General features: G+C 67.0%; 17 protein-coding genes. 4 read left to right on the forward strand and 13 right to left on the reverse strand.

Annotation, left to right across the window (positions count from 1 at the left end; translation table 11 throughout):
• The first annotated feature begins 52 nt into the window (after window positions 1-52).
• The 4 genes from BT115_RS17220 (at window position 53) to dbpA (ending at window position 3,980) form a co-directional block, all read left to right on the forward strand.
• Window positions 53-985: an ABC transporter ATP-binding protein gene (locus BT115_RS17220; protein WP_072323872.1), complete on the forward strand. Its 933-nt coding sequence runs from the start codon at window positions 53-55 to the stop codon at window positions 983-985.
• Window positions 982-1,755: an ABC transporter permease gene (locus BT115_RS17225; RefSeq protein ID WP_072323873.1), complete on the forward strand. Its 774-nt coding sequence runs from the start codon at window positions 982-984 to the stop codon at window positions 1,753-1,755. The genes BT115_RS17220 and BT115_RS17225 overlap by 4 nt, the downstream gene beginning before the upstream one ends.
• A gap of 6 nt (window positions 1,756-1,761) precedes the next feature.
• Window positions 1,762-2,481: a pseudouridine synthase gene (locus BT115_RS17230; protein ID WP_072323874.1), complete on the forward strand. Its 720-nt coding sequence runs from the start codon at window positions 1,762-1,764 to the stop codon at window positions 2,479-2,481.
• 122 nt (window positions 2,482-2,603) lie between these two features.
• The gene (dbpA, locus tag BT115_RS17235; protein WP_072323875.1) at window positions 2,604-3,980 is read left to right on the forward strand and encodes an ATP-dependent RNA helicase DbpA; all 1,377 of its coding nucleotides are present in this window, start codon (window positions 2,604-2,606) and stop codon (window positions 3,978-3,980) included.
• Window positions 3,981-4,060: 80 nt separating this feature from the next.
• Here dbpA and hrpB read toward each other — a convergent pair whose 3' ends face one another.
• The 13 genes from hrpB to BT115_RS18705 all read right to left on the reverse strand — a co-directional run bounded on the left by hrpB (window position 4,061) and on the right by BT115_RS18705 (window position 22,235).
• Window positions 4,061-6,571, reverse strand: coding sequence for an ATP-dependent helicase HrpB (gene hrpB, locus BT115_RS17240; RefSeq protein WP_072323876.1), 2,511 nt, complete (start codon window positions 6,569-6,571; stop codon window positions 4,061-4,063).
• A 66-nt stretch (window positions 6,572-6,637) separates the two neighbouring features.
• Complete coding sequence (gene gspD, locus BT115_RS17245) at window positions 6,638-8,839, reverse strand: type II secretion system secretin GspD (protein ID WP_177257442.1); 2,202 nt, start codon at window positions 8,837-8,839, stop codon at window positions 6,638-6,640.
• 38 nt (window positions 8,840-8,877) lie between these two features.
• Window positions 8,878-9,636 (reverse strand): hypothetical protein, encoded by a 759-nt coding sequence (locus BT115_RS17250; RefSeq protein ID WP_072323877.1) that lies wholly within the window; start codon window positions 9,634-9,636, stop codon window positions 8,878-8,880.
• Window positions 9,633-10,229: a type II secretion system protein GspM gene (gene gspM, locus BT115_RS17255; RefSeq protein WP_072323878.1), complete on the reverse strand. Its 597-nt coding sequence runs from the start codon at window positions 10,227-10,229 to the stop codon at window positions 9,633-9,635. Before gspM ends, BT115_RS17250 begins: the two co-directional genes overlap by 4 nt.
• Entirely contained in the window at window positions 10,216-11,424 is a 1,209-nt protein-coding gene (locus tag BT115_RS17260) for a type II secretion system protein GspL (RefSeq protein ID WP_072323879.1), read from the reverse strand. Before BT115_RS17260 ends, gspM begins: the two co-directional genes overlap by 14 nt.
• On the reverse strand, window positions 11,421-12,275 hold the full coding sequence (locus tag BT115_RS17265) for a general secretion pathway protein GspK (protein WP_072323880.1): 855 nt from the start codon (window positions 12,273-12,275) through the stop codon (window positions 11,421-11,423). The genes BT115_RS17260 and BT115_RS17265 overlap by 4 nt, the downstream gene beginning before the upstream one ends.
• Complete coding sequence (locus BT115_RS17270) at window positions 12,272-12,940, reverse strand: prepilin-type N-terminal cleavage/methylation domain-containing protein (RefSeq protein ID WP_072323881.1); 669 nt, start codon at window positions 12,938-12,940, stop codon at window positions 12,272-12,274. The genes BT115_RS17265 and BT115_RS17270 overlap by 4 nt, the downstream gene beginning before the upstream one ends.
• A complete protein-coding gene (locus tag BT115_RS17275) occupies window positions 12,937-13,356 on the reverse strand; it encodes a prepilin-type N-terminal cleavage/methylation domain-containing protein (RefSeq protein WP_072323882.1) in 420 nt (139 codons plus the stop codon). Before BT115_RS17275 ends, BT115_RS17270 begins: the two co-directional genes overlap by 4 nt.
• Window positions 13,353-13,793 (reverse strand): GspH/FimT family pseudopilin, encoded by a 441-nt coding sequence (locus BT115_RS17280; RefSeq protein WP_072323883.1) that lies wholly within the window; start codon window positions 13,791-13,793, stop codon window positions 13,353-13,355. The genes BT115_RS17275 and BT115_RS17280 overlap by 4 nt, the downstream gene beginning before the upstream one ends.
• A gap of 25 nt (window positions 13,794-13,818) precedes the next feature.
• Complete coding sequence (gene gspG / locus BT115_RS17285; RefSeq protein ID WP_072323884.1) at window positions 13,819-14,244, reverse strand: type II secretion system major pseudopilin GspG; 426 nt, start codon at window positions 14,242-14,244, stop codon at window positions 13,819-13,821.
• A 25-nt stretch (window positions 14,245-14,269) separates the two neighbouring features.
• On the reverse strand, window positions 14,270-15,487 hold the full coding sequence (gspF, locus tag BT115_RS17290) for a type II secretion system inner membrane protein GspF (protein ID WP_072323885.1): 1,218 nt from the start codon (window positions 15,485-15,487) through the stop codon (window positions 14,270-14,272).
• A gap of 10 nt (window positions 15,488-15,497) precedes the next feature.
• Entirely contained in the window at window positions 15,498-17,213 is a 1,716-nt protein-coding gene (gspE, locus tag BT115_RS17295; RefSeq protein ID WP_255369472.1) for a type II secretion system ATPase GspE, read from the reverse strand.
• A gap of 207 nt (window positions 17,214-17,420) precedes the next feature.
• Window positions 17,421-22,235, reverse strand: a complete 4,815-nt coding sequence (locus BT115_RS18705; RefSeq protein WP_072323887.1) for an ESPR-type extended signal peptide-containing protein — start codon at window positions 22,233-22,235, stop codon at window positions 17,421-17,423.
• Window position 22,236 lies beyond the last annotated feature (1 nt).

Raw genomic sequence — 22,236 nt, forward strand, 5'->3', positions numbered from 1 at the left:
GTCGTGCAGCAAAGGCCGGTATAATAGGCGGCTTGTCATCCCGGCGCAGCCCATGACCACTCCTGCTTTACACGTCAACGATTTACGCAAGACCTACGGCAACGGCGTGGAGGCCCTGAAGGGCGTCTCCCTGACCGTCCAGCCGGGCGATTTCTTCGCCCTGCTCGGCCCCAACGGCGCCGGCAAGTCGACCCTGATCGGCATCCTGTCCTCTCTCGTGAACGCCTCCTCGGGCGACGCGGAGATCTTCGGGGTGTCCATTCATAAGCACCGCAGCGAGGCCATGCGGCTGATCGGCCTGGTGCCGCAGGAAATCAACTTCAACCAGTTCGAGAAGCCCTTCGACATCTGCGTGAACCAGGCAGGCTTCTACGGCATCGGCCGTGCCGAGGCCTCGGAGCGCGCGGAGAAGTACCTGAAGGAGCTGCGCCTGTGGGAAAAGGCGCATCACCAGGCACGCATGCTCTCCGGCGGCATGAAGCGCCGCCTGATGATCGCGCGCGCCATGATGAACGAGCCGAAGCTGCTGATCCTCGACGAGCCCACCGCGGGCGTGGACATCGAAATCCGCCGCTCCATGTGGCAGTTCGTCAGCGGCATCAACGCTGCGGGCACCACGGTGATCCTCACCACGCATTATCTGGAGGAAGCCGAGCAGCTCTGCCGCAACATCGCGATCATCGACCAGGGCCGCATCGTCAAGAACACCACGATGAAGAGCCTGCTCGCCACGCTCGACGTCGAAACCTTCGTGCTCGACGTCTCGGATGTGCCGGCATCGCTGCCGGAGCTTCCGGGCGTGGTCCTGCGCAAGATCGACGATCGCACCATCGAGGCGGAAATGTCGCGCGCACACGATCTCAACTCCCTGTTCGCGGCCCTGTCGGCGAACGGCGTCACCGTCACCTCGATGCGCAACAAGGCCAACCGCCTCGAGGAACTGTTCGTCAGACTGGTCGAGCACGGCCGGGAGAATGCGGCATGAGCAGCTCCACCAACCTCGTCGCGCTCGGTACGATCGTCCGCCGCGAAATCATGCGCATCCTGCGCATCTGGACGCAGACGCTGATTCCGCCCGCGATCACGATGACGCTGTACTTCGTCATCTTCGGCAAGCTCATCGGCAGCCGCATCGGTGAGATGCATGGCTTCACCTACATGCAGTACATCGTGCCCGGCCTGGTCATGATGAGCATCATCACGAACAGCTACGGCAACATTTCGTCCTCGTTCTTCGGTGCCAAGTTCGGCCGTTTCGTCGAGGAGATGCTGGTCTCTCCGATGCCCAACTGGGTGATCCTGCTCGGTTACGTGTTGGGTGCGGTCACGCGTGGCGTCATCGTCGGCGCGCTGGTACTGCTCATCGCGCTGTTTTTCACCGACCTGCACGTGGCCCATCCGATCATCACATTCCTGTCGGTGCTCCTCGGCGCCACCGTGTTCTCGCTGGCCGGTTTCGTGAACGCCGTGTTCGCCAAGAAATTCGACGACATCGCCCTCGTGCCGACCTTCGTGCTCACGCCGCTGACCTATCTGGGTGGCGTGTTCTACTCGGTGGATCTGCTCGGCGAGCCGTGGCGCAGCATCTCGATGGTAAATCCCATCCTGTACATGGTGAACGCGTTTCGCTTCGGCGTGCTCGGCGTAAGCGACGTACCCATCGTCACCGCGTTCGTGGTCATGCTGGTGTTCGTCGTCGGCTTGTCGGCTGTCGCCCTGCGCCTGCTGTCCCGCGGCGTGGGCCTGCGTTCGTAACGGACGATGCGGGTCAACAAATACATCAGTGAAGCCGGCCTCTGCTCGCGTCGCGAGGCCGACGACCTGCTCGTCGCGGGCCGCGTCACCATCAACGACGAAGTCGTCGGCATGGGTGCGAAGGCGCTGGAAGGCGACGTCGTCAAGGTCGATGGCGAAGTCGTCGTCGCGCGCACGCTCATCGCCAGCCCGGCGAAGAGCCGCGGCGTGTACATCGCGCTCAACAAACCGGTGGGCATTACCTGCACCACGGACACCACCGTCGACGGCAACATCGTCGACTTCGTGGACCATCCGCAGCGGATCTTCCCGATCGGACGCCTGGACAAGGATTCCGAGGGGCTGATCCTGCTCACCAGCAACGGGGACATCGTCAACGAGATTCTCCGCGCCGAGAACCACCACGAGAAGGAATACCTCGTGGCGGTGAACAAGCCGGTGACGGATGAATTCCTGAAAAGCATGGCCAAGGGCGTGATGATTCACGGCCAGATGACCAAGCCATGCCGCACGCGAAAGATCGCAAAGTTCGGCTTCGCTATCGTGCTGACCCAGGGACTCAATCGACAGATCCGCCTGATGGCCGCAGCCTTTGGCTATCGCGTGATGCAACTGCGCCGGGTTCGCATCATCAACGTAAAACTCGGCCATCTGAAGCCCGGGCAATGGCGGAACCTTACCGAGGCGGAGCTGCAAGGGCTTCTTCCCGGCCGGACGCAGTGGTAGTGCCACGGATGCGCCGCCATCGGGGCATGGCCGATCTCCTGTTCTGATCGCGCCGAGGCTGGTCTGCACATCGCATTCCACGCCAGTCCCCGTCAAACCGCGGGCTCGTGCGATCATGTCGCATGACCGACTTCCAGCAACTGTCCCTCTCCCCCGCTCTCCTCGCCGCCGTCGAGGGCATCGGCTATGCCTCGATGACCGCGATCCAGCGCGAGTCGTTGCCGCCCATTCTCGAAGGGCGCGACGTCATTGCCCAGGCGCGCACCGGCAGCGGCAAGACGGCCGCGTTCGGGCTTGGGCTGCTCCAACGCATCGACGTCGCGGAAGTCCGCCTGCAGGCGCTCGTGCTCTGCCCGACCCGTGAACTGGCGGATCAGGTGAGCAAGGCCATTCGCCGCCTGGCCGTGAACATCCCGAACGTGAAGCTGCTGACACTATGCGGCGGCATGCCGCTGGGACCGCAGCTCGCGTCACTCGAGCACGATCCGCATATCGTGGTCGGGACGCCGGGGCGTATTCAGGAGCATCTGAAACGCGGCAGCCTGCACGGCGGCGGCATCAAGGTGCTGGTGCTGGATGAGGCCGACCGCATGCTCGACATGGGCTTCGAAGAAGCCATGGACGACATCGTCAAGCGCATTTCCAAGCACCACCAGACGTTGCTTTTCTCCGCCACGTACCCCGATGCGATCCGTGCCGTCAGTGGGCGCATGCAGCAGAACCCCGTGACCATCACGGTCGAGCAAAGCCACGACGAAAGCAGTATCGAGCAGCGCGTCGTGGAGGCGGAGCCCACCGTCAAGGCCGACGTGCTCGCACGCATCCTCACGCATGAGAAGCCCGAGGCGGCGCTGGTGTTCTGCAACATGCGCAAGGACACCGAAAGCGTGGCCGCGGAATTGGACCGCCGTGGTTTTTCCGCGCTGGCCCTGCATGGCGATCTCGATCAACGCGATCGCGACGAGGTCCTGGTGCGCTTCGCCAACCGCAGCTGCACCGTGCTCGTGGCGACCGACGTTGCGGCGCGCGGTCTGGACATCGCCGACCTCCCGCTGGTGGTGAGCTACGACGTGGCCCATGACGCCGACACCCATACCCATCGCGTCGGCCGTACCGGCCGTGCAGGGGCGACGGGTCTTGCGATCGTGCTCGCCGGTTCCCGCGACCTCAATAAACTGCGCGCGATCGAGGAGCGCCTTGGAGCGCCTCTGGCGCGTTACCCGGCCAAGCCGGCGGGCGACGGCCGCAAGGTGTTGAATCTTGCCCCGATGAAGACCCTGGTGATCGACGGCGGCCGAAAGGACAAGATGCGCCCCGGCGACATCCTGGGCGCATTGACCGGCGAGGCGGGGCTCGAAGGCAAGGACATCGGCAAGATCGACGTCTACGCAACGCGTGCCTACGTCGCCATCCGTCGCGATCTCGCCAACAAGGCACTGGAGCGTTTGCGCGCCGGCAAGATCAAGGGCCGCAATTTCCGTGTACGTCCACTGGGCTGATTGCGCGACCGCGTGACGGCACGGGCTGTAGAACCGACGCGCCACGCGTTGCCATCGCCGAACTTACGGCCTCTTCTGCCTCAGGTACCCCGCGGCTTCGCGCGATGCGTCGCCGCTGCGGTCCATGGGTCGTCGGGCCACGGGTGCCGAGGGTAGCGGCCCTTCAGCTCTTTCTTGACCTCCGGATACGTACGGTCCCAGAACCCCGCGAGATCCTGCGTGACCTGAATGGGTCTTCCGGCGGGCGACAGCAGGTGCAACATGACCGGCACCCGCCCGTCAGCAACGCGCGGCGTGTCGGCAAGGCCGAACAATTCCTGCAGCTTCACCGCAAGCACAGGAGGCGCACCGGGATCGTCGGCGCGCGTGCCGTAGTCGAGGCGCCGGGTCATGCCACTGGGTACCTTCAGCTCATCGGGTGCATGTGCGTCCAGCGCACGTCGCTGCTCGTAGTCGAGCATCGATGCGAGCGCCTGTGACAGCTCGGCCGCCTGCAACGCATCGAGGCGGCGCTTGCCACTCAGATGCGGCGCCAACCAGCGCCCCAGATCGCGCAGCAACGCTTCGTCGCCAACATCCGGCAAGCCCAGTTCGGGACGCCAGGTGCGCAGTGCGTCGATGCGACCACGCAAGCGCAGGGCCTGCTCGGTCCACGGCAGCGATGACAGGCCCCGCGCGCGGATCGCCGCGAGCAGGGCGGCCGTCGCATCCTCATTCGTGAGCTGGACGGGTCGCCGGGACATCAGCAGCGCGTCGAACCGACGCTCCTCGAAGCCTTCCGCAATCTGTCGCTCCTCGTCCCAACGCAGGATGCGGCTTACCACGAAGCGCTCGCCGTGGTCGCGTTCGAGCACGGCGGAATCGAACGGCGCCGCGGCAAACACGAGGCTGTCGCGCGCCTCCAGGCGAAGATCGAGCACCACGAGCCAGGGCTCGCCATGCAGTGCGCTGTTCTCGTGCAAACGCGCGCCTCGTCCGTTGGCGAGTTGATAGCGCGTCGCTTGGGCTTCGTCACGACGGGCCACGCGATCCGGAAAGGCGTGCACGAGCAGATCGCCGATGGCGTGGCTGTCCGGTACGCCGCTAGCCGCCGTGCGTATGCCTAGGCGGCGTCGCCAGCCCGCCGAGGCTTTCTCGATCGCTGCCAGCGCGCCGAAGTCGGCCGAACCCGCACGGGCGGCACGCGCCCCGCCATCGCGCCACAGATGCAGCGCGGCGACACGTTGACGAAAGTCATCGGTCCGTCCTTGCTCTCCGCGCAGCGGCGAGCGCGCCTCGACCAAGGCGAGGAGATCGGCCACCAGCGCGCGGTGCGTCGTCGGTGCACGCAGAGCCGCCGCCGCCAGGCGCGGCGTGGCGCCCAGCGCCAGCATGTCGCGGCCCAATGCTGTGATGGCGTCGGTCTCGTCGAGCGCCCCCAGTCGACGTAACAACTCACGGGCCTGGCCCATCGCACCGGCGGGGGGACGATCGAGCCACGGCAGATCGTCGCTGCCCCAGCCCGCCAGTTCGAGCGCAAGTCCCGACAGTTCGCTGTGCTCGATTTCCGCCGTGCGCGAAGGCTCCAGGCGACGACTCTGCGGCCAGAGGCGATACGCGACGCCTTCCGCCACGCGCCCCGCACGTCCGGCACGCTGGTCGGCCGACGCCTGGGAAATGGTCACCGTATCCAATCGGGCAAAACCGGTGTTCGGATCGAAGCGCGGTTCGCGCGCGAGCCCGCTGTCGATCACGGCGCGAATGCCCGGCAAGGTCACGCTCGACTCGGCGACATTGGTGGCGAGTACGACGCGGCGTACACCCGCATCCGCGGGGGTGAGCGCCAGTTGCTGTTCGGCGAGGCTCAATTCGCCGTGCAATGCAACCACTTCCACGTCGTTCGCCACGCGTTCGAGCATGCTGCGCAGTCGTTCGATCTCGCGGCGTCCAGGGAGAAACGCGAGCACGTCGCCATCGGTTTCACGCAACGCCTGTACCACGGTGCGCGACATGTGCTGCTCAGTTGTTTCCTGCGCGCGAGCGGGTGGGTATTCCAAACGAACGGGGTAGCTGCGACCAGGACTGCTGAGGCGCGGCGCATCCAGCCATTGCGCGATGCGCTCGCCATCGAGCGTGGCCGACATGACCAGCAGACGAAGGTCGGGCCGGAGGCTGGCCTGTACGTCGAGCGCCAGCGCCGCACCGAGATCGCCCGCAAGATGCCGCTCGTGGAATTCGTCGAAAAGGATCGCGCCTACGCCTTCGAGCGTCGGGTCATCCTGGATCATTCGCCCGAGGATGCCTTCCGTCACCACTTCGATGCGCGTGCGCGGCCCCACCCGCGACTCGAAGCGGATGCGATAGCCGACGGTCTCGCCGACCTCCTCGCCAAGCTGCCGCGCCATGAACGAAGCGGCGGCACGCGCCGCGATACGGCGCGGTTCCAGCATGACGATGCGCATGCCTGCCAGCCAAGGCGCATGCAGCAGCGCGAGCGGCACCTGGGTGGTCTTGCCGGCGCCTGGCGGCGCCTCCAGAACCAGGCGCGGGCGGTCGGCCAACGACGCCACAATGTCGGGCAGCAACGATGAAATGGGAAAGACGGGGTCCATGCGCGGCTATGTTACGCAAGGCCGCGCAGGGACGCCCGTCGAACGCGGAGCGGCAAGGCTGTTGTCCTAACCTCCGACCACGATCTCCTCGTTCGCGGACTTTGCGCCTTCCGCCCCAGGCTCGAACGGTCGCAACGAGCGGAATGCACGTCGGTAGTCGTCGGACACGCGCTTGGCGTCCTCGCCATTGGTGATGACCTTCGGCGTGATGAGCACGAGCAGTTCGGTGCGCGAGCGCTGGTCCGTGCGGTCTCGGAACAGCGCTCCCAGTAGCGGTATGCGCGACAACCCGGGCACACCATTCTGTTCCTGCGTGTCGAGTTCGCGAATCAATCCACCCAGCAGCACGGTCTGCCCGCTTTGCACGGCGACCTGCGTGGTCAACTTGCGTTTGACGATCGGCAGATTCTGTCCCGCCGCCGCCGTATCGGGACGACTCACTTCCTGGGAGACATCGAGGTAGACCAGACCACCCGGATTGACCCGCGGTCGCACGTCGAGAATGACGCCGGTGTCCTTGTACTCCACCTGCCCCACCGAGCCATTTCCGCCAAGCGCCGTGTTCACATAAGTCTGCGTCACCGGGATCTGATCGCCCACCTGGATACGCGCCTTGCGATTGTTGACGACGACCAGCGACGGCGCGGAGAGGATCTTGGTGTTGGTATCGCGTTCCATGGCACGGAGCGCGACTTGCAGTTCCTTGTTGACGAACGAGTAGAAGAAGGTGTCAGGCCGCGTAGAGATGGCCGGCGCCGAGCCCAACGCCCATTGCTGCTTGTTCCCTGGCTGCGCCACCTCGCCACCGCCGCCGGCCAGGCCTTCCAGGTACCACTGCACGCCGAAGCGGAAGGAATCGCGCAATGCCACTTCGAGGATTCGGGTTTCGATCTGGACCTGAAGAGGCACCGCGTCGAGACGTTCGATGGCATCGCGAATTTCCGCCCACTGCGAGGGCCGCGCGCGCACCATGAGCTGGTTGTTCGCATCGATCGCGGTGATGCGGAGGTCGCCCTGCCCCTGCCCGCCGCTGGAAGACGACGGCGTGCTGGTCGGTGCCTGGAAGAAGTCGGACGACTCTTCTGGCAAATCGCCGCCTCCCGACAGTTCGTTCGTATCGCCGCCGGTGCCGAGGTCGCTGCCGAGCGACGCCGGCGTGAGCCCAGGGGCCAAACGCGGTGCCGTATCACCTGCGACGGAGCCACCAAACACGTTTCCGACGTATCTCGCGACATCCGATGCGAGGAGGTGACGCACCTCATAGACGAACAGGCGCGGCTCGTTGCCACCGCCGCGGTCGATGCGCGCCACCCAGTCCCCCACCTGATCGAGATGTTCCGCGCGCTTTGCGATCACCACGATGGCATTCGTCCGTTGGATCGGAATGAAACGAAACATCCCGGCCATCGGGGTACCGCTTTTCTCGCCGAACATCGATTCCAGCGCAGGCAGAAGCTCGCCCACCGTGGCGTTCTTCAGGCTGAATACACCGACGGACATGCCACTCACCCAGTCGACGTCGAAGGTGTCCACGGTCTCCTGGTAGTTTTCGAGCTCGTCTCGCGTGCCCGCCACGACAAGGAGATTGCGCGCCGGATCGGTCAGGAGAATCGCACCCGGCGTGACGAACGGTTCGAGCAGCTTGGCCATCGTCGGCGCCGCGACGTGCTGGAGCGGGAACAACCGCGCACCCATACCCGCGGCCGGCCGCGCCGCTTTGAGCTTCGGCGCGAGATGACCCGCCACCGCGCGGCTGGCGGGCAGGATGCTGTAGCGTCCCTGGTCGCGGATGAGCGCGTTTCCTGTCCACGAAAGCAGAGTTTCAAGAATAGGCAGCGCCTCATCGCGCCGCACCGGTTTCGCCGTGGAAAACGAGATCGATCCCGAGACGCCGGGCGCCACCGAATAGTTGACATCGAGCAGGTCGCCAAGGACGGCCTTCACGACTGCCTCGATGGGCTGGTTTTCGAAGTTGAGCGTCACCGAGCCCTCGCCCTTCGCTTCGTGCCGGGGCGTGTCGACCATGCGGGGGCGAATGAAGCGCCCGCTGCCGCGGTAGACGTCTTCGCCTGGGCCGGTGTCGCGCTTGGCGTCGAAGTCCACTTTGGGCGCATCTCCCGCGAGCGGGAGGGAACCGGGGGCCGACCTTTCGACACCGACGAGCGCTTCGCGCTCCAACGCGCCGGGATCGGGCTTTGCCTTATTCGGGGCGCAAGCCACCGTCAACATGGCCGTGGCGACGGCCATGCCGAGCATTCCGCGTTTCATGTGTCCTACCTCCTTCCCTGGGGGCGCGATAGCGCCCGCTACTGCGAATCCAATGCCTGCTGTTGTCGCTGCTGCTGTTCCATGCGGCGCTTTTGCACGGCCTGCTTCAGCGCCTCAATACGTGCACGTTGCAATGCGTCGTCGTCCTGCCGGGGCGGGGCTTGGCGCGTGGCGGCGGGCGCGGGGCTCGGCAGGGCCGGGCCCGTCATGCCGCTTCCGCCCTGGCGCTGAATGGTCATGCCGCCAGGCTGCATGCGCGGCGGTGCCGCAGGCGCGGCCGGAGGCATGCCAGGCTGCTGACCCTTCGTGGGGGCATCCGGCGCAGCAACCTTCAAGGTGAGCTCGCGGCGTTCGCCACCGTTCTCGAAGAACGCGCTGCGTGCCGAAAGCGATGCCAGTACCCAATGGCTGTCGGCGAGTGAGGCACCCTCCTTCACTCGCACCGTGGTGTCCTTGCTCCGGTCGCGCAGCAAGGCCATGCGCAGGCCCGGCGTCACGATGATGCCGGTGAGCTCGAGGTCGCCGATGTTGCCCGATGCGTCGCCGGCATCTGCCACTGCCGCGGGTTTGCGATCGGTCATGAACAGTGGGCGGCCCCACACTTCGGCAAAGCGCGCCAAGGGCGACGTTGGCGGCAACTGCACCGGTCGCACGGCTGGCAAAGGCTCCGGCGTGCCCGGTGCATCCCAATGCACGCCGCGACCGACGCCAAGCAGCAGGGAGACAACGAGCGCGGCAAGCAGCGCGGCTCCGACCGCGAGGATCGGTGTGAGGCGACGTTGTCCTGCGGCGTTCACGAGGCCACCTTCGTTGCGCGCGGCGCGTGGATGTAACCGGATACGGTGAACTGCACTTCCATCGGGGCGGACGTTCCGGCGCGCGCGGCGACCGGATTCCGATAGATGCTGAAATCCTCGATGAAGAGATACGGCGTCGCTTCCTCGATGTCGTGCAGCACAGCCGTCATCGGTTCCATCTGGCAGCGCAGGCTGATGTTGACGGTGACCTTGCGATACGGCTCGCCCGCCTTCTCCTGGCTCGGCACCGGCATCTTCTGCACGACGTCGCATGCGCCGCCGTCGTGATGCGCGGCGGCCACATCGACGATGCGCTGCATGAGACCCGCCGCTGCCGCGTTGGTGTCGTCGCCGGGCAGAAAGGCGTCACTGCGTGTCTGGCCTTGCTCGAGCGATGCGAGGCGCTTTTCGAGTTGCGGACGTTCGGCAATGGCCGCAGCGAAGCGTCGCTGTGTATCGCGCAGATCGGCCATCTCGTCGGCGATCGCCAGCTGCGGCGCCACGAACCACCAGTGAATCAACGCGAAGTAGCCGATGACGAACGCCACCACCAGCAGCAGAACGGCGGCGAGGCGGGATTCAGCGGGTTTCATTCGCACGAGGGCTCTCCTGCTTGGGCTCCGCCTGCATGGCGTTGTCCGGCTTGGACGGCTCCGGCTTGACGCTCTCCGGCTTCGGCACCGATGCCTTCGCCTGCATGTAGAAGCGTTCCTTGCCCGAGGTGGGATCGGTCTGGATCGTGCCCTGGAAGCTCGGATCGCCGATGGTCTTCGCACCTTTCAATGCGTCGATGAGGCGAGCCGCCTGCGGGCTCTGCCCCTGGAACCCGAGCTGGCCGCTGCCGTTGAGCGTGAAGCGTTCGAGCCAGGTGTCGTCGGGGAGGCGCCGGGTCAGTTCTTCCAGCACCGGCAGCACCGACGGCGATTCAGCCTTCTTGCGCGCGAGGAAACCGGACGCACCGGCACTCTCCGTCAAGCGCTGACGTAGCGCCGAGACGCGCTGTGCGTCAGCACGCAGGGATTCGACGCTGGCACGCATGTCTTCCAGTGCCGCGCTGCGATTGTGCAGCCACGTGGCCATCGCGGCGAACACGAGCAGCACAATGACGACGGCAAGCGCGGCGTTGAGACGTCGGCGGCGATCGACGCGGCGCGGAGCACGTGCAGGAGGCAGCAGATCGAGCCCGGCCAGCGCATGACCATCGGCCACGTCCACCCGATCGGGCTGGACGCCTAACGCTGCGAGTTCGTCCAGCAGCGGGTCCAACGTCGAACGCGGCGTTGCCGCCAGCTCGGCCACGAAGCGACCTTCGGGCGCAGGCTCGTCCAGTTCGCGCACACCATAGTGGATGTCCTCCGCACGGAACGGGGTCTGGCGGTCAAGATCGAAGCCGACCACCTGGCGGAGGTTGTCGCGCGCGGCCACCGGAAGGACCAGGCGGCGGCGAAGCACCTGCGTGGCCGGAAGCACGAGCGCGATGCGACGGTCCGCGGGATCGGCTTCCGCAAGCGCGTGCGCCATGACGCCCGAGCGATGTTCCACGGCATCGGTATGTGCGGCTTCGACGACGGGTGACGCCTCACCCGCACGCCGCAACTGCCAGCGATCGGTCAGCCGCTCGACCGCATACCAACGTTCCCCACCGGCGAAGGCCAGGCGCCAGCGCACGGGCACGAACGTCGAGAGCTCAGCGCCCCACCAGCGCAGGAACCCGGGCAGCGGGCTGCCACGCCACGCCCGACGCAGGCGGTCGAGCTGAAGCTGCGAGGCGTCCTGCAATGTCGTCATTCAACGTCTCCTTCGCGCCAACGCAATACCGCGTAGGGCTGATTTCCGGATCTTATCCCACGGAGTCGGACGGTCGATGTAAGGGAACTCCGGGTTCCGTCGTCAAGGATCGCCTCCGCTCGTATCGTGTGCGTGACACCGTTACCACCCGCGATCGCCGCACCGTTGGCCTGGCCGCGGCTCGCGAGAATCGCATCGGCTCCGGCCTGGCCCAGGCCGGGAATGGCCGCGAGCGCGAGCGGCTGTGCGTGTTCGGTGTTGGGCCGCTCGCGACCGGACCAGATGGTCAGTGCCGGCGCCACGGCAGCCCAAAGGGAGGATGTCATCCCAAGCACCATGCGTGCTTCCTCGACCGTGGCGAAAGGACCATTGCGTGGGCCATACGGCAAGCTCGCGGCCTCGTATTGCGGCTTCTTCGCGCCATTGGGCGATGCCGCGTCGCCCGGTCGGCGCCAGTCCTGAACGGCCGCCGAGAGTGCCTTGGCCTTGTCGTCGGTCGCGCCCGCCGCCTTGAACAGGCCCGCGAGTACATCACCGGAGGCGGCATTGAGATCGACCTTGCCGTCTTCGTCGACGATGGTGATGGTGACCTGCGCATCCTCAAAGGCGAAGACATAGGGCCTGCCGTCCGCGATCCAGCGGGACGCGATGTCGGTACTCTGCAGGCCTTCGATCGCGCGCATCACTCCGGCTTCCGCCGCGTAATGCGCACGCGTCTGTGCGAACTGGTAGCGGGCCTGCAAGCCCTCGGTCCGCGCCAGCGCAGCGAAGCCGCCGAGCATGATCGCCAGCAACGTGCAGCCCCACAGCACGATAAGGAGCGCGACGCCCCGTTCGCGACGCCCACTCATCGCATCACCTGCCCGCGCGGCACGCGACCGAACGTGGAGAAACCATTGCGTGACGCCGAAGGATCGATGCGCAGCGGCGCCACCAGCGTTGGAAACGCCACGTTGCCGTCGACATCCAGCGTGAGGCGAACGAGCGAAGGCGTTCGCCGTCCGTCGCCCCACGTGTCCTGCCAGTCGCCCGGCCGATTCTGCTCGTCCACGCCGCGGTAGGCGAACGCGCCCTTGCGGATACCGCGCATGAGGACCTCGGGTTCGCCGATCGGCTGCGGGTCGGTGCCGTCCGGCGGCAGCAGCGCCAGGCTGACTTCCAGCCGATAGGCGCCGTGGTCGTCGTCCACGAGCGACACGGTCTGCAATTGCGGACCCAGCTTCGACAAATAACCGGGCATGGGGGCCACGAAACGAAGCGTCTTCTCGGTGCCACCGAAGACGATGGGGTCGCCGTCGTCGTTCTGGCCGAAGGGAATGATGAGCGCCTGCGCGAGTTCGGAGCGGAGAAAATTCTGCGCGGAGCGGATCTCGTCCATCCGCTCGATGGCCTGATTGCCGCTGCGTACGATGCGCGTGGCCGTGCTGATGCCGGAGTACACACCCAGCAGCACGATCGTCAGCAGCGCGAGCGCCGCGAGCACTTCCATGAGGCTGAAACCTGCCGCACGCCTCATGGTCCGTTGCCTCCGCCCGAGCCCGCCAGGCGCAGCGTGGAAAACCGTGCATGCCGCTCGCTGCCGTCGGCGCCCCAGATCACGTCGAGGTCGATCCGGTACATGCCCGTCGGGGAACCGTCGCCGACGGCAGGCTTTTCGTCGGCCGGCTGAAAGCGGCTCACGACCATGCGCCAGCGATAGGTATCGTCGAAGCGCCCTTCACTGCCGCCCTCGCGCACGGGCTCCATCACGAACGCACCATCGAGCAGCGAGCGAGCGCGCAAGGCGGCCTGAGTGCGCTCGTTGGCGCGCGCGGTGAGGCTCAGCGAACTGCCCGCCACCTGCATGAGCGCGGCGAACGCGATCGCCAGCACGGCAATGGCGGCGATGACTTCCAGCAGGCTGAAACCGCGTTGTCGAACGGCATGCTTCATCGCGTATCGACCACGCTGACGGCACCCGTGAGCCAGCCGACGTTGACGTGCCATTCGCGCTGGCCGCGCTTCAACGTGATCCGCCCGCCGGTCGAGCTGCCGTCGGGGAAGAAGCGAATGCGTCCCGTCGTGGCGTTGGCCTGGTCTTCGCGCGCACTGGTGATCGACACACGCATGTCCTTTGGTAGCCGCACCTCGTCCTTTCCAGGTGCCTTGTACGTCGCCGCAGCGGTATCGACTTCGAGCGCCAGATCCTTGCCGCGAACGATCGCCTGCGCGCGCGTCCAACGTAGCGCGGCGGCGAGTTCGCCACTGGCGGCGTTGACGCGCGCGCTGGCGAGTCCCTGCGTCACCGGTATCGAGACAGCCGCAGCGGCGATCCCGATCAGAAGGATCACGGCCAGCATCTCGAACAGCGTGAATCCGCGCGCGCGCATGGCCGTGAATCCGTCGATGCCTGGCTTACTGCCAGTTGCCTACGTCGGCCGAGTAGCCGTCACCGCCGGCCTTGCCATCCTGACCATAGAACACGAGGTCGAAGCTGCCGTGCTCGCCCGGGTAGCGGTAGCCGAACGGATGGCCCCACGGATCCTTGAGATCCGACTCCTTCGCGTACGGGCCCTGCCAGTTGCTCGCGTCGGCCGGCTTGGTGGTGAGGTCTTCCAGCGCGTGCGGCGGCGTGCCGTTGTCCAGCGCGTAGTTCTCGATCTTCTGGCTCAGCGTCGTGAGCTGGGCCTTGCCGGCGCCGTACTTGCCCTTGTCGACGTTCTTGCCGACCTGGGTGACCACGATGGCGCCGATGATGCCGATCAGCACGATCACGGCGAGCATTTCCAGCAGGGTGAAGCCGCGGGCATGACTGTGGCGGAGGGAACGGTTCGCGCGCATGGGGAAGCTCCTTGGAACGGTTTGATCAGTTGATGTTGCTGGTGAGGCTGAGCAGCGGCAAAAGAATCGCCGCCATGATGAAAGCGACCATGACGGTCATCACAATGGTGAGCGTGGGAACGAGCGCGGCGAGCAACCGGTCGATGGAGCGCTTGGCTTCGACATCGAAGGTATCGGCCACCTTGAGCAGCATGGTGTCCAGCGCGCCGGCCTCCTCGCCCACCTGGATCATCTGCAGAGCAAGCCGCGGGAAACGCTCGGTCTGGCTCAGCGCTGAGCCGAGACCCGTGCCGCCCTTCACGCGCTCCGCCGCCTGCTCGAGCGCAAGGTCGAGCGCGCGATTGCCGGTGACCTGCCGAGCGATCGCCAACGAGGAGAGCAACGGCACGCCGTTCTTCAGCAGGGTGCCGAGCGTGCGCGCGATGCGTGCAGTCTCCACCTTGAGCAGGAGAGGGCCCGACACGCGCATGGTAAGAAGTCGGGCGTGGAAGGCGAGACGATGGTCCGGATCACGCAGGCGCACGCGTACGAGAACCACCGCTACCGCGAGCACGGCTGCCATGGCCCACCACCAGTCGCCGATCGCCGTACCCAGGGCGAGCACCACGGTGGTGATGAACGGGATGGGCACCTGCATGTCGGCGAAGATCGGCACGAACTGAGGCACCACGTAAGCGAGCAGCAGCACCAGCGAACCCAGCACGCCCACCATGAGGAAGGCGGGATAGATCAACGCATTGATGATGCTGCCGCGCAGCGCCTGTGCGCGTTCGAGGTAATCGGCGAGGCGGCGCAGCGTTTCGTCCAGCGAGCCGCCAGCTTCGCCTGCGCGAACCAGACTCACGTAGAGCCGCGGGAAGACGCCGTTTTCTTCGTCCAGTGCGGTGGAAAGCGTGGTGCCGCCACGCACGCGGTCGCGGATGCGCTCCACCATATTCTTCGCACGCTCGCCCTCGGGCAGATCGAGCAGGATGCCCAGCGCACGGTCGAGCGGTTGCCCTGCACCAAGCAGCGTGGCGAGCTGATGCGTGAACTGCGCGAGCTGGTCGCCGGTGAAGGGGCCTTTGCGGAACAGCGCCGCGATGCCGCCACCGCTGGCTTCGCCATCCGCGGGTGCCGCTTCGATGGGCGTGTGTCCCTGATCCTGCAGACGTGCGACGACGTCTTCGACGGAAGACGCCTCCATCCGCCCGGAAAGGGCCTCACCGGCGGCGCTGATGGCTCGGTAGCGGAACTGGCTCATGGGTGGGAACCTACGATTCCTGTGTGACGCGCAGGACTTCCTCGATGGTGGTGACACCCGCCACCGCCTTCGCCAGGCCATCTTCGTACATCGTGCGCATGCCCTCGGCGCGTGCCTGCCGCTCGATCTCGCCGGCATCCGCACGCTGCATCACCAGACGACGCAAGGGATCGCTCATGACCAGAAATTCCATGATGGCGCGACGGCCGCGATAGCCGGTGGGATTCGCAGCGCTGCTGCCGGGCTTCCACAACCGGATGGGGCGTTCGTCGGTGTACTTGTGCAGCTCGAACTGCTCGATCACCTCGGGCAGCGCCTCGTAGGGCACCGCGGTCTCAGGATCGAGGCGGCGCACGAGGCGCTGCGCGAGGATGCCGTTCACGGTGGAACCCAGCAGGTAGTCCTCCACACCCATGTCGAGCAGGCGCGTGATGCCGCCCGACGCGCTGTTCGTATGCAGCGTAGAGAGCACCAGGTGGCCGGTGAGCGCCGACTGGATGGCGATGCGGCACGTTTCCAGATCGCGCATCTCGCCGATCATGATCACGTCCGGATCCTGGCGAACGATGGATCGCAGCGCACCGGCAAAGTCGAGGCCGATCTGCGGCTTGACCTGAATCTGGTTGATGCCCTCGATCTGGTATTCGACCGGGTCTTCGACGGTGATGATCTTCACGTCCGGCGTGTTGATCTGCGACAGCGCCGTATACAGCGTGGTGGTCTTGCCCGAGCCGGTCGGGCCCGTGACCAGCAGGATGCCGTGCGGCCGGTCCAGCACATCGACGAAGCGGTCGCGGAAGTGATCGGTAAAGCCCAGCGATTCGAAATCGAACACGACCGATTCGCGATCCAGGATACGCATCACCACCGACTCGCCGAAGCTGGTAGGCACCGTGGACACACGTAGATCCAGCTCCTTGCCCTGAACGCGCAACTGGATGCGGCCGTCCTGCGGCAGGCGGCGCTCGGCGATGTTGAGGCGGGCCATGATCTTCACGCGCGAGATCACCGCGGCCGTGGAACTGGAAGGCGGGGCTTCCACCTCGTGCAGCACGCCGTCGATGCGGTAGCGAACCTTGAGGCGATTCTCGAACGGTTCGATGTGCACGTCCGACGCGCGCTGTTCCACCGCACGTTGAAGAATGAGATTGACCAGGCGGATGACGGGCGCCTCGGAGGCGAGGTCGCGCAGGTGTTCCACGTCGTCTTCGACCGCGGCGTTACCGTCCAGGCTTTCCACGATGCTGCCCATGGCGGACCGGCCCTGGCCGTAATAACGCTCGATCAGATCGTCGATCTCCGAACGCAGCCCCACGCGAAGCTGAACCTCGCGCCCGGTCGCCAGACGCACGGCCTGCAACGGATAGGGATCGGCCGGATCGGCCACCAGCAGCGCGAGGCCGTCATCGCCCTCGCGAACCGGTACCACGTGGTACTGCTTGAGGAAGCGCGGCGACAGTTCGACCTCGGCCGGCGGCAGTTCGGGGGCGTCCTTCGCAGCCAGCAGCGGCAGGCCGAGGAGGTCGGCCCAGGCGTCGGCCAAGTCGCGTTCGGACACGAGGCCAAGGCGCGCCATCAGCGCGGTCAAGGTGCCTTCGGGGGTCTCGTCATGCAGGCGGCGCGCCCGCGCGAGGTCGGTGTCCTTGAGTCGGCCGTGCGCGACAAGATGCGCGCAGACCTGTGCCTCTCCGGGTTCCCCGGCAAGCATGTCCCTGTGCTCGGTCATCGCAGACATGCCATCTCCACACGGTCCGTTGAATGCGTCGTTCCGTCCGGCCGTTCCTGACCGTACGGGCCGCTATTGGTAGCACATACCGTGCGTCCCAGGCGACCGCGGCGCGTGCATTTCGCGATGTGGCGCAACAAGCGAAAGCCGGCGTCTCCGCCGGCTTTCAACGACTTGCAAACGACTTGTAGGGCAAGGCCCTGGCGCTTACCAGCCGACGCCTACACCCACGCCACCCGAACTCTCACCGCCGCTGATCGCCGCACCGAAGGTGAGACTGGCGTTGGATGAGATGCTGCGCGAGTAGCCGACCGACAGGGCTCCCTGCCCCTTGTACCCGCCGACACCCACGCCTAGCCGGTTGTCCCCGCTGACTCCCTGGGTGCTGAACGCCATCTGCGACATGGCCGCGCCCATCGCGCCCACCTTGTTCAGGCGGTCGTTGAGGTTGCTGAACCGACGATCGACCGTGCGCTTGTACTCGTCGAAGGCCCCACCGCTGACCACATCCCCAAACTTCTGGTCGGTATAGGCCTTGGCGCTGCTGAGCGTGGCCGCGTCGCCCTGGTCCGCGTAGGACTTGGCCGTGGTCAATGCCTGATCCACCTGGCCGACGTTGGCCGCGTCCGTGGGCGCCGTGCCCGCGGCGACGTTCGTGATCGGCGCACCGCCGCCGTCGATCGCCGCCGGGGAGATCGGCAACGCCGCCGCCACCGGAGCGCCAACGGCTGTCGGCGCCGCCGCAGGGGCTGCCATCGCGGCGGCCATCTCCTGCGGCACGGCCGCCTGCGTGGTCACGGACTCCGCGGCCACGGACGGGGTCGTTGCAGCGATGGACGGTGCGGCGACGCTATTGCGACGCACCACCGTACCGCCACCCGAGGTCGAGCCACCCGACCCATTCGACTCCAGCTTGTTCACGCGGGAATCGAGCGAAGAGAGCGCGCCGTCCAGCGCACCGACCGCGTCACCGACCGTCCCGTACGAGCTGCCCTGGACACGGTAGACCGGTCCGACGAAGCCCGTCGCCCCCATCGACGCACCGCCGCCCAGCGCCATCGCGACGGCATTGCCCGCCGTAGACGACGACCCGGCGAAGGCGCCCGACAGCGCGCTGTTCAACTGCCCGAGGTTTACCGCGTCGGTCGTCTGGGTACCGGCGGCCACGTTGGTGATCTGGCGGTTATTGCCCGCGCTGCCCACCGACACCGTGTTCGCCCGGGTCGCGAGCGAGCCGTTGCCCAAGGCCACCGAGTTCGCTGCCAGCGCCCGCGCGCTGTCGCCAATGGCGGTGGCGCCGGCCGCACCCGCAGTCGCGAACGCGCCGATCGCCGTGCTGGACTCCTTGCTTGCCGTGGCGAAGGCACCGTTGGCGGTGGCGAGGTCGCCCGTGGCGCTGCTGCCGGCGCCGGTGGCCAGTGCCATCGACCCGGTGGCACTCGCGTCATCGGAGCCGTCGCCCGCGCCGGTAGCCGACACGTAGTGACGCGCGCTGCTCACGCTGTCGGACAACTGCGTGAGCTGATCGACATTGGCGGCATCGGTACCCTGCTCACCCGCAGCCACGTTGGTGATCTGCCGCTCGCTGCCGCGGGCGCCCACCGAGACGGCGCCGTCGCGATCCGCATTCGCGTTGGCACCGAGGGCCACGCTGTTGGCGCCGGTGGCGATCGAGTTATTGCCGATGGCGACACTGGCCGCCCCCCGGGCCGTGGAGAAATCGCCGACGGCGACGCTGCTTGCACCGGATGCCCAGCTATTGATGCCGAGTGCCGTGGCGTTGGCGCCGGGTGCATAGGAGAAGTAACCCAGCGCCGTGCTGCCGACGCCCTCCGCGCCCGCGATGGCACCCAGTGCCGTGGCGTAGTCGGCGGTGGCCTGCGCGCCCGCACCGAAGGCCGCCGCGCTGTCGCCCGTCGCTCCCGTATAGACGAGACCGACGCCTGCGATGTTGCTCGGACCGCCCACGGCGACCGAACCGGCGCCCGAGGCGGTGGTCGAGGTACCCACGGCGGTCGAATAATCGCCGGTAGCGTTGGCGACCGCGCCGAGCGCTGTGGACTGCGCGCCACTGGCGTAGGCGCCCACACCGAGCGAGGTGGCTGCAAAGCCGCCCGACTGCGCGCTCGCGCCGACCGCGGTTCCACCGACGCCCGCGCTGGTCGCGCCGGTGTCGACCGGATTGCCGGAACCGTCGGAGATCAGCGGATTACCGTCCTCATCCACAGCGTTGCCGCCGACGGCGACGCTGCCTGCGCCCGAGGCCTGCGCACCCGCACCGTAGGCCGCGCTGTTCTGCCCACCTGCGACGGCACCGTAGCCGGTCGCCGTGGCCTGCTGTCCGGTGGCCACCGCGCCACTGCCGAATGCGCTGGCACCCGGCGCACCCGCGAACGCGCCCGAACCCGCCGCCGTGGCGAAATCGCCCGCGGCGACGGCATCGTCGCTGCCGTCCGCCAGTCCGTTTGCCTTGAAGTAATGGCTGGCATCGCTTACGCCGCCGGCCAGCGCGTCGAGCTGGCTCTTGTTCACCGCATCGGTGGCTTCCGTACCGGCGGCCACGTTGGTGATCTGCCGCTCGCTGCCGACATCGCCGACCGAGACGGTATTCGCCCGCTCGGCGTACGAACCGGCGCCCAGGGCGACGGAGTTCGCTCCGCCGGCAATCGCCGATTCACCCACGGCTGTGCTGCTGACGCCATCCGCCCAGGCGTTCCAGCCGAGCGCGGTTGCGTAATCGGCGGTCGCCCAGGCACCCGTACCGAACGCCGACGAGGCATAGCCCGTCGCTTGGGCCGGCACCAGCCCGAAGAACGTGCTGCCGCCCACCGCCACGCTTTCGTCGCCCAGCGCCTGTGCGCTTTCACCGACCGCGACACTGCTTGCGCCGGTCGCGGCGCTCTGCGTGCCGACCGCGGTGGAGAGATCGCCAATCGCATTGGCGACCGCACCGACCGCCGTGGCCTGCGCACCGCTGGCATAGGCACCGACGCCGAAGGCCGAGGAAGCAAAACCTCCGGACTGTGCACTCGCACCCACTGCGGTACCGCCGAGCCCGGCACTCGTAGCCGCCGTGTCGACCGGCACACCGCCGTTCGTGATGAGCGGATCGCCGTCTTCATTCACCGCCACGCCGCCGACCGCAACGCTGCCCGGACCGTTGGCCTGTGCACCCGCGCCGTACGCTGCACTGTTCTGTCCCGTCGCGACACTGCCGTAACCGGTGGCCGTCGCATTCGTGCCGGTGGCGACCGCACCGCTGCCGTACGCACTCGCACCATCCGCACCGGCGTACGCACCCGAGCCCGACGCCGTGGCGTACTGCCCGCTCGCCTGCGCATCGTCGCTGCCGTCACCGGCACCGGTCGCCTTGAAGTAACGCGTCGCATCGCTCACCGATGCATCGAGCTGACCCTTGTTCACCGCATCGGTGGCTTCCGTACCCGCCGCCACATTGGTGATCTGCCGCTCGCTGCCGGCGTCGCCGACCGACACCGTGTTGTCGCGGTCGGTGTAAGAGTTCGCACCCAGCGCCACCGAGTTCTCGCCGATCGCCCACGCATTCGCACCGAGTGCCGTGCCGTTATTGCCCAGCGCCCAGCTGTTCGCACCGATCGCGACCGCGTTGGCGCTCTCGATACCGAACAGCCCGAAGCCGGTTTCGGCATAGTTGCCGATCGCCACGCTGCCGGTACCCGATGCACTCGCACCGCCGCCCACCGCGACCGCGCCACTGCTGTAAGCCGCCGAGCCGTAGCCCGTCGCCACCGACAGATCGCCATCGGCGAACGCCTGCGAACCGTTCGCTACCGCACCGGCTCCGGAGGCCTGCGCCAGGAAACCCGACGCCGTCGATTGCTCGCCTTGCGCAAACGCTGCCGTGCCCAGCGCCGTGGCGTACTGACCTTCCGCCTGCGCACTCGCACCCACCGCCGTCGCCGCAAGACCCGACGCCGTCGCCGGACCGACCGCTTCGCCCGTGGCCGTGTACGTGATCAACGGCTTGCCGTCCGAGTCCAACGCCTGGCCGCCGATCGCCGTCGTGCCGTTGGCCGTGGCCTGCGCGCCCGATCCGTACGCTGCACTGTTCTGGCCCGACGCGACTGCACCGTAACCGGTCGAGGTCGCGAACTGCTGCGTCGCTACCGCGCCCGATCCGAACGCGCTGGCGCCTGTCGCACCGGCATAGGCGCCGGAACCGGATGCCGTGGCATACGCGCCGTTCGCTTGCGCGTCGTCGCTGCCGTCGCCTGCGCCGTTCGCCTTGTAGTAATGCGTGGCATCGCTGACGTCGTCAGCGAGCTGGTTGACCTGTGTCGATACGCCATCGACGCGGGTGGACAGTGTATCCACGCGCTTCGACACGCCCGTGACCGACGACGACACCTTATCGAGTTGTCGCTTGTTGACTGCGTCCGTGTCCTGCGTGCCGTCCGCGACGTGCACGAGTTGGCGATCCTCGTTGACCTTGCCGATCGATACCGTGTTGGCGCGATCGGCAATCGAACCGTCGCCTAGCGCAACGGAGTTCTTTGCCGTGGCTCGGGAGTCCGTACCGAAAGCCGAGCTGGCGGAGCCGCTCGCAACGGCGGACTCGCCGAGCGCGATGCTGCCGATGCCGCTGGCGCGCGATGCCTGACCGAGCGCGGTCGACCACGCACCGCTGGCCTGCGCGTCCTGACCGAGCGCAATGCTGTAGTTACCGCTGCTGATCGCTGCCGTGCCCACTGCCGTGCTGTAGTCGCCAGCGGCCTTGCTCGCCGTGCCGCAGGCGAAGGCGTCGTCACCCTTGGCGACCGGCGCCTTGCCCTGGATACCGAGAAGATAGCCGCCGCAGACGTTGCCGGCGTGCGCAGGTGCACTGCCCAGCGCCAGCGCCATGCCGGCGGCCAGCGGAAGCGCAGCCATGCTGGCGCGCAGACGTCGGGAGGCCCCGCCCTTCCCCTTGGCCCTGGCCAGTTCCGAGGCCACGACCAGAATGCCTAGAGATGTGTTCCAGACCTTGCTGTAGATGGTGTTCACG

It is taken from the genome of Luteibacter sp. UNCMF366Tsu5.1, from assembly GCF_900119235.1.
In the GTDB taxonomy this organism is placed as follows: domain Bacteria; phylum Pseudomonadota; class Gammaproteobacteria; order Xanthomonadales; family Rhodanobacteraceae; genus Luteibacter; species Luteibacter flocculans.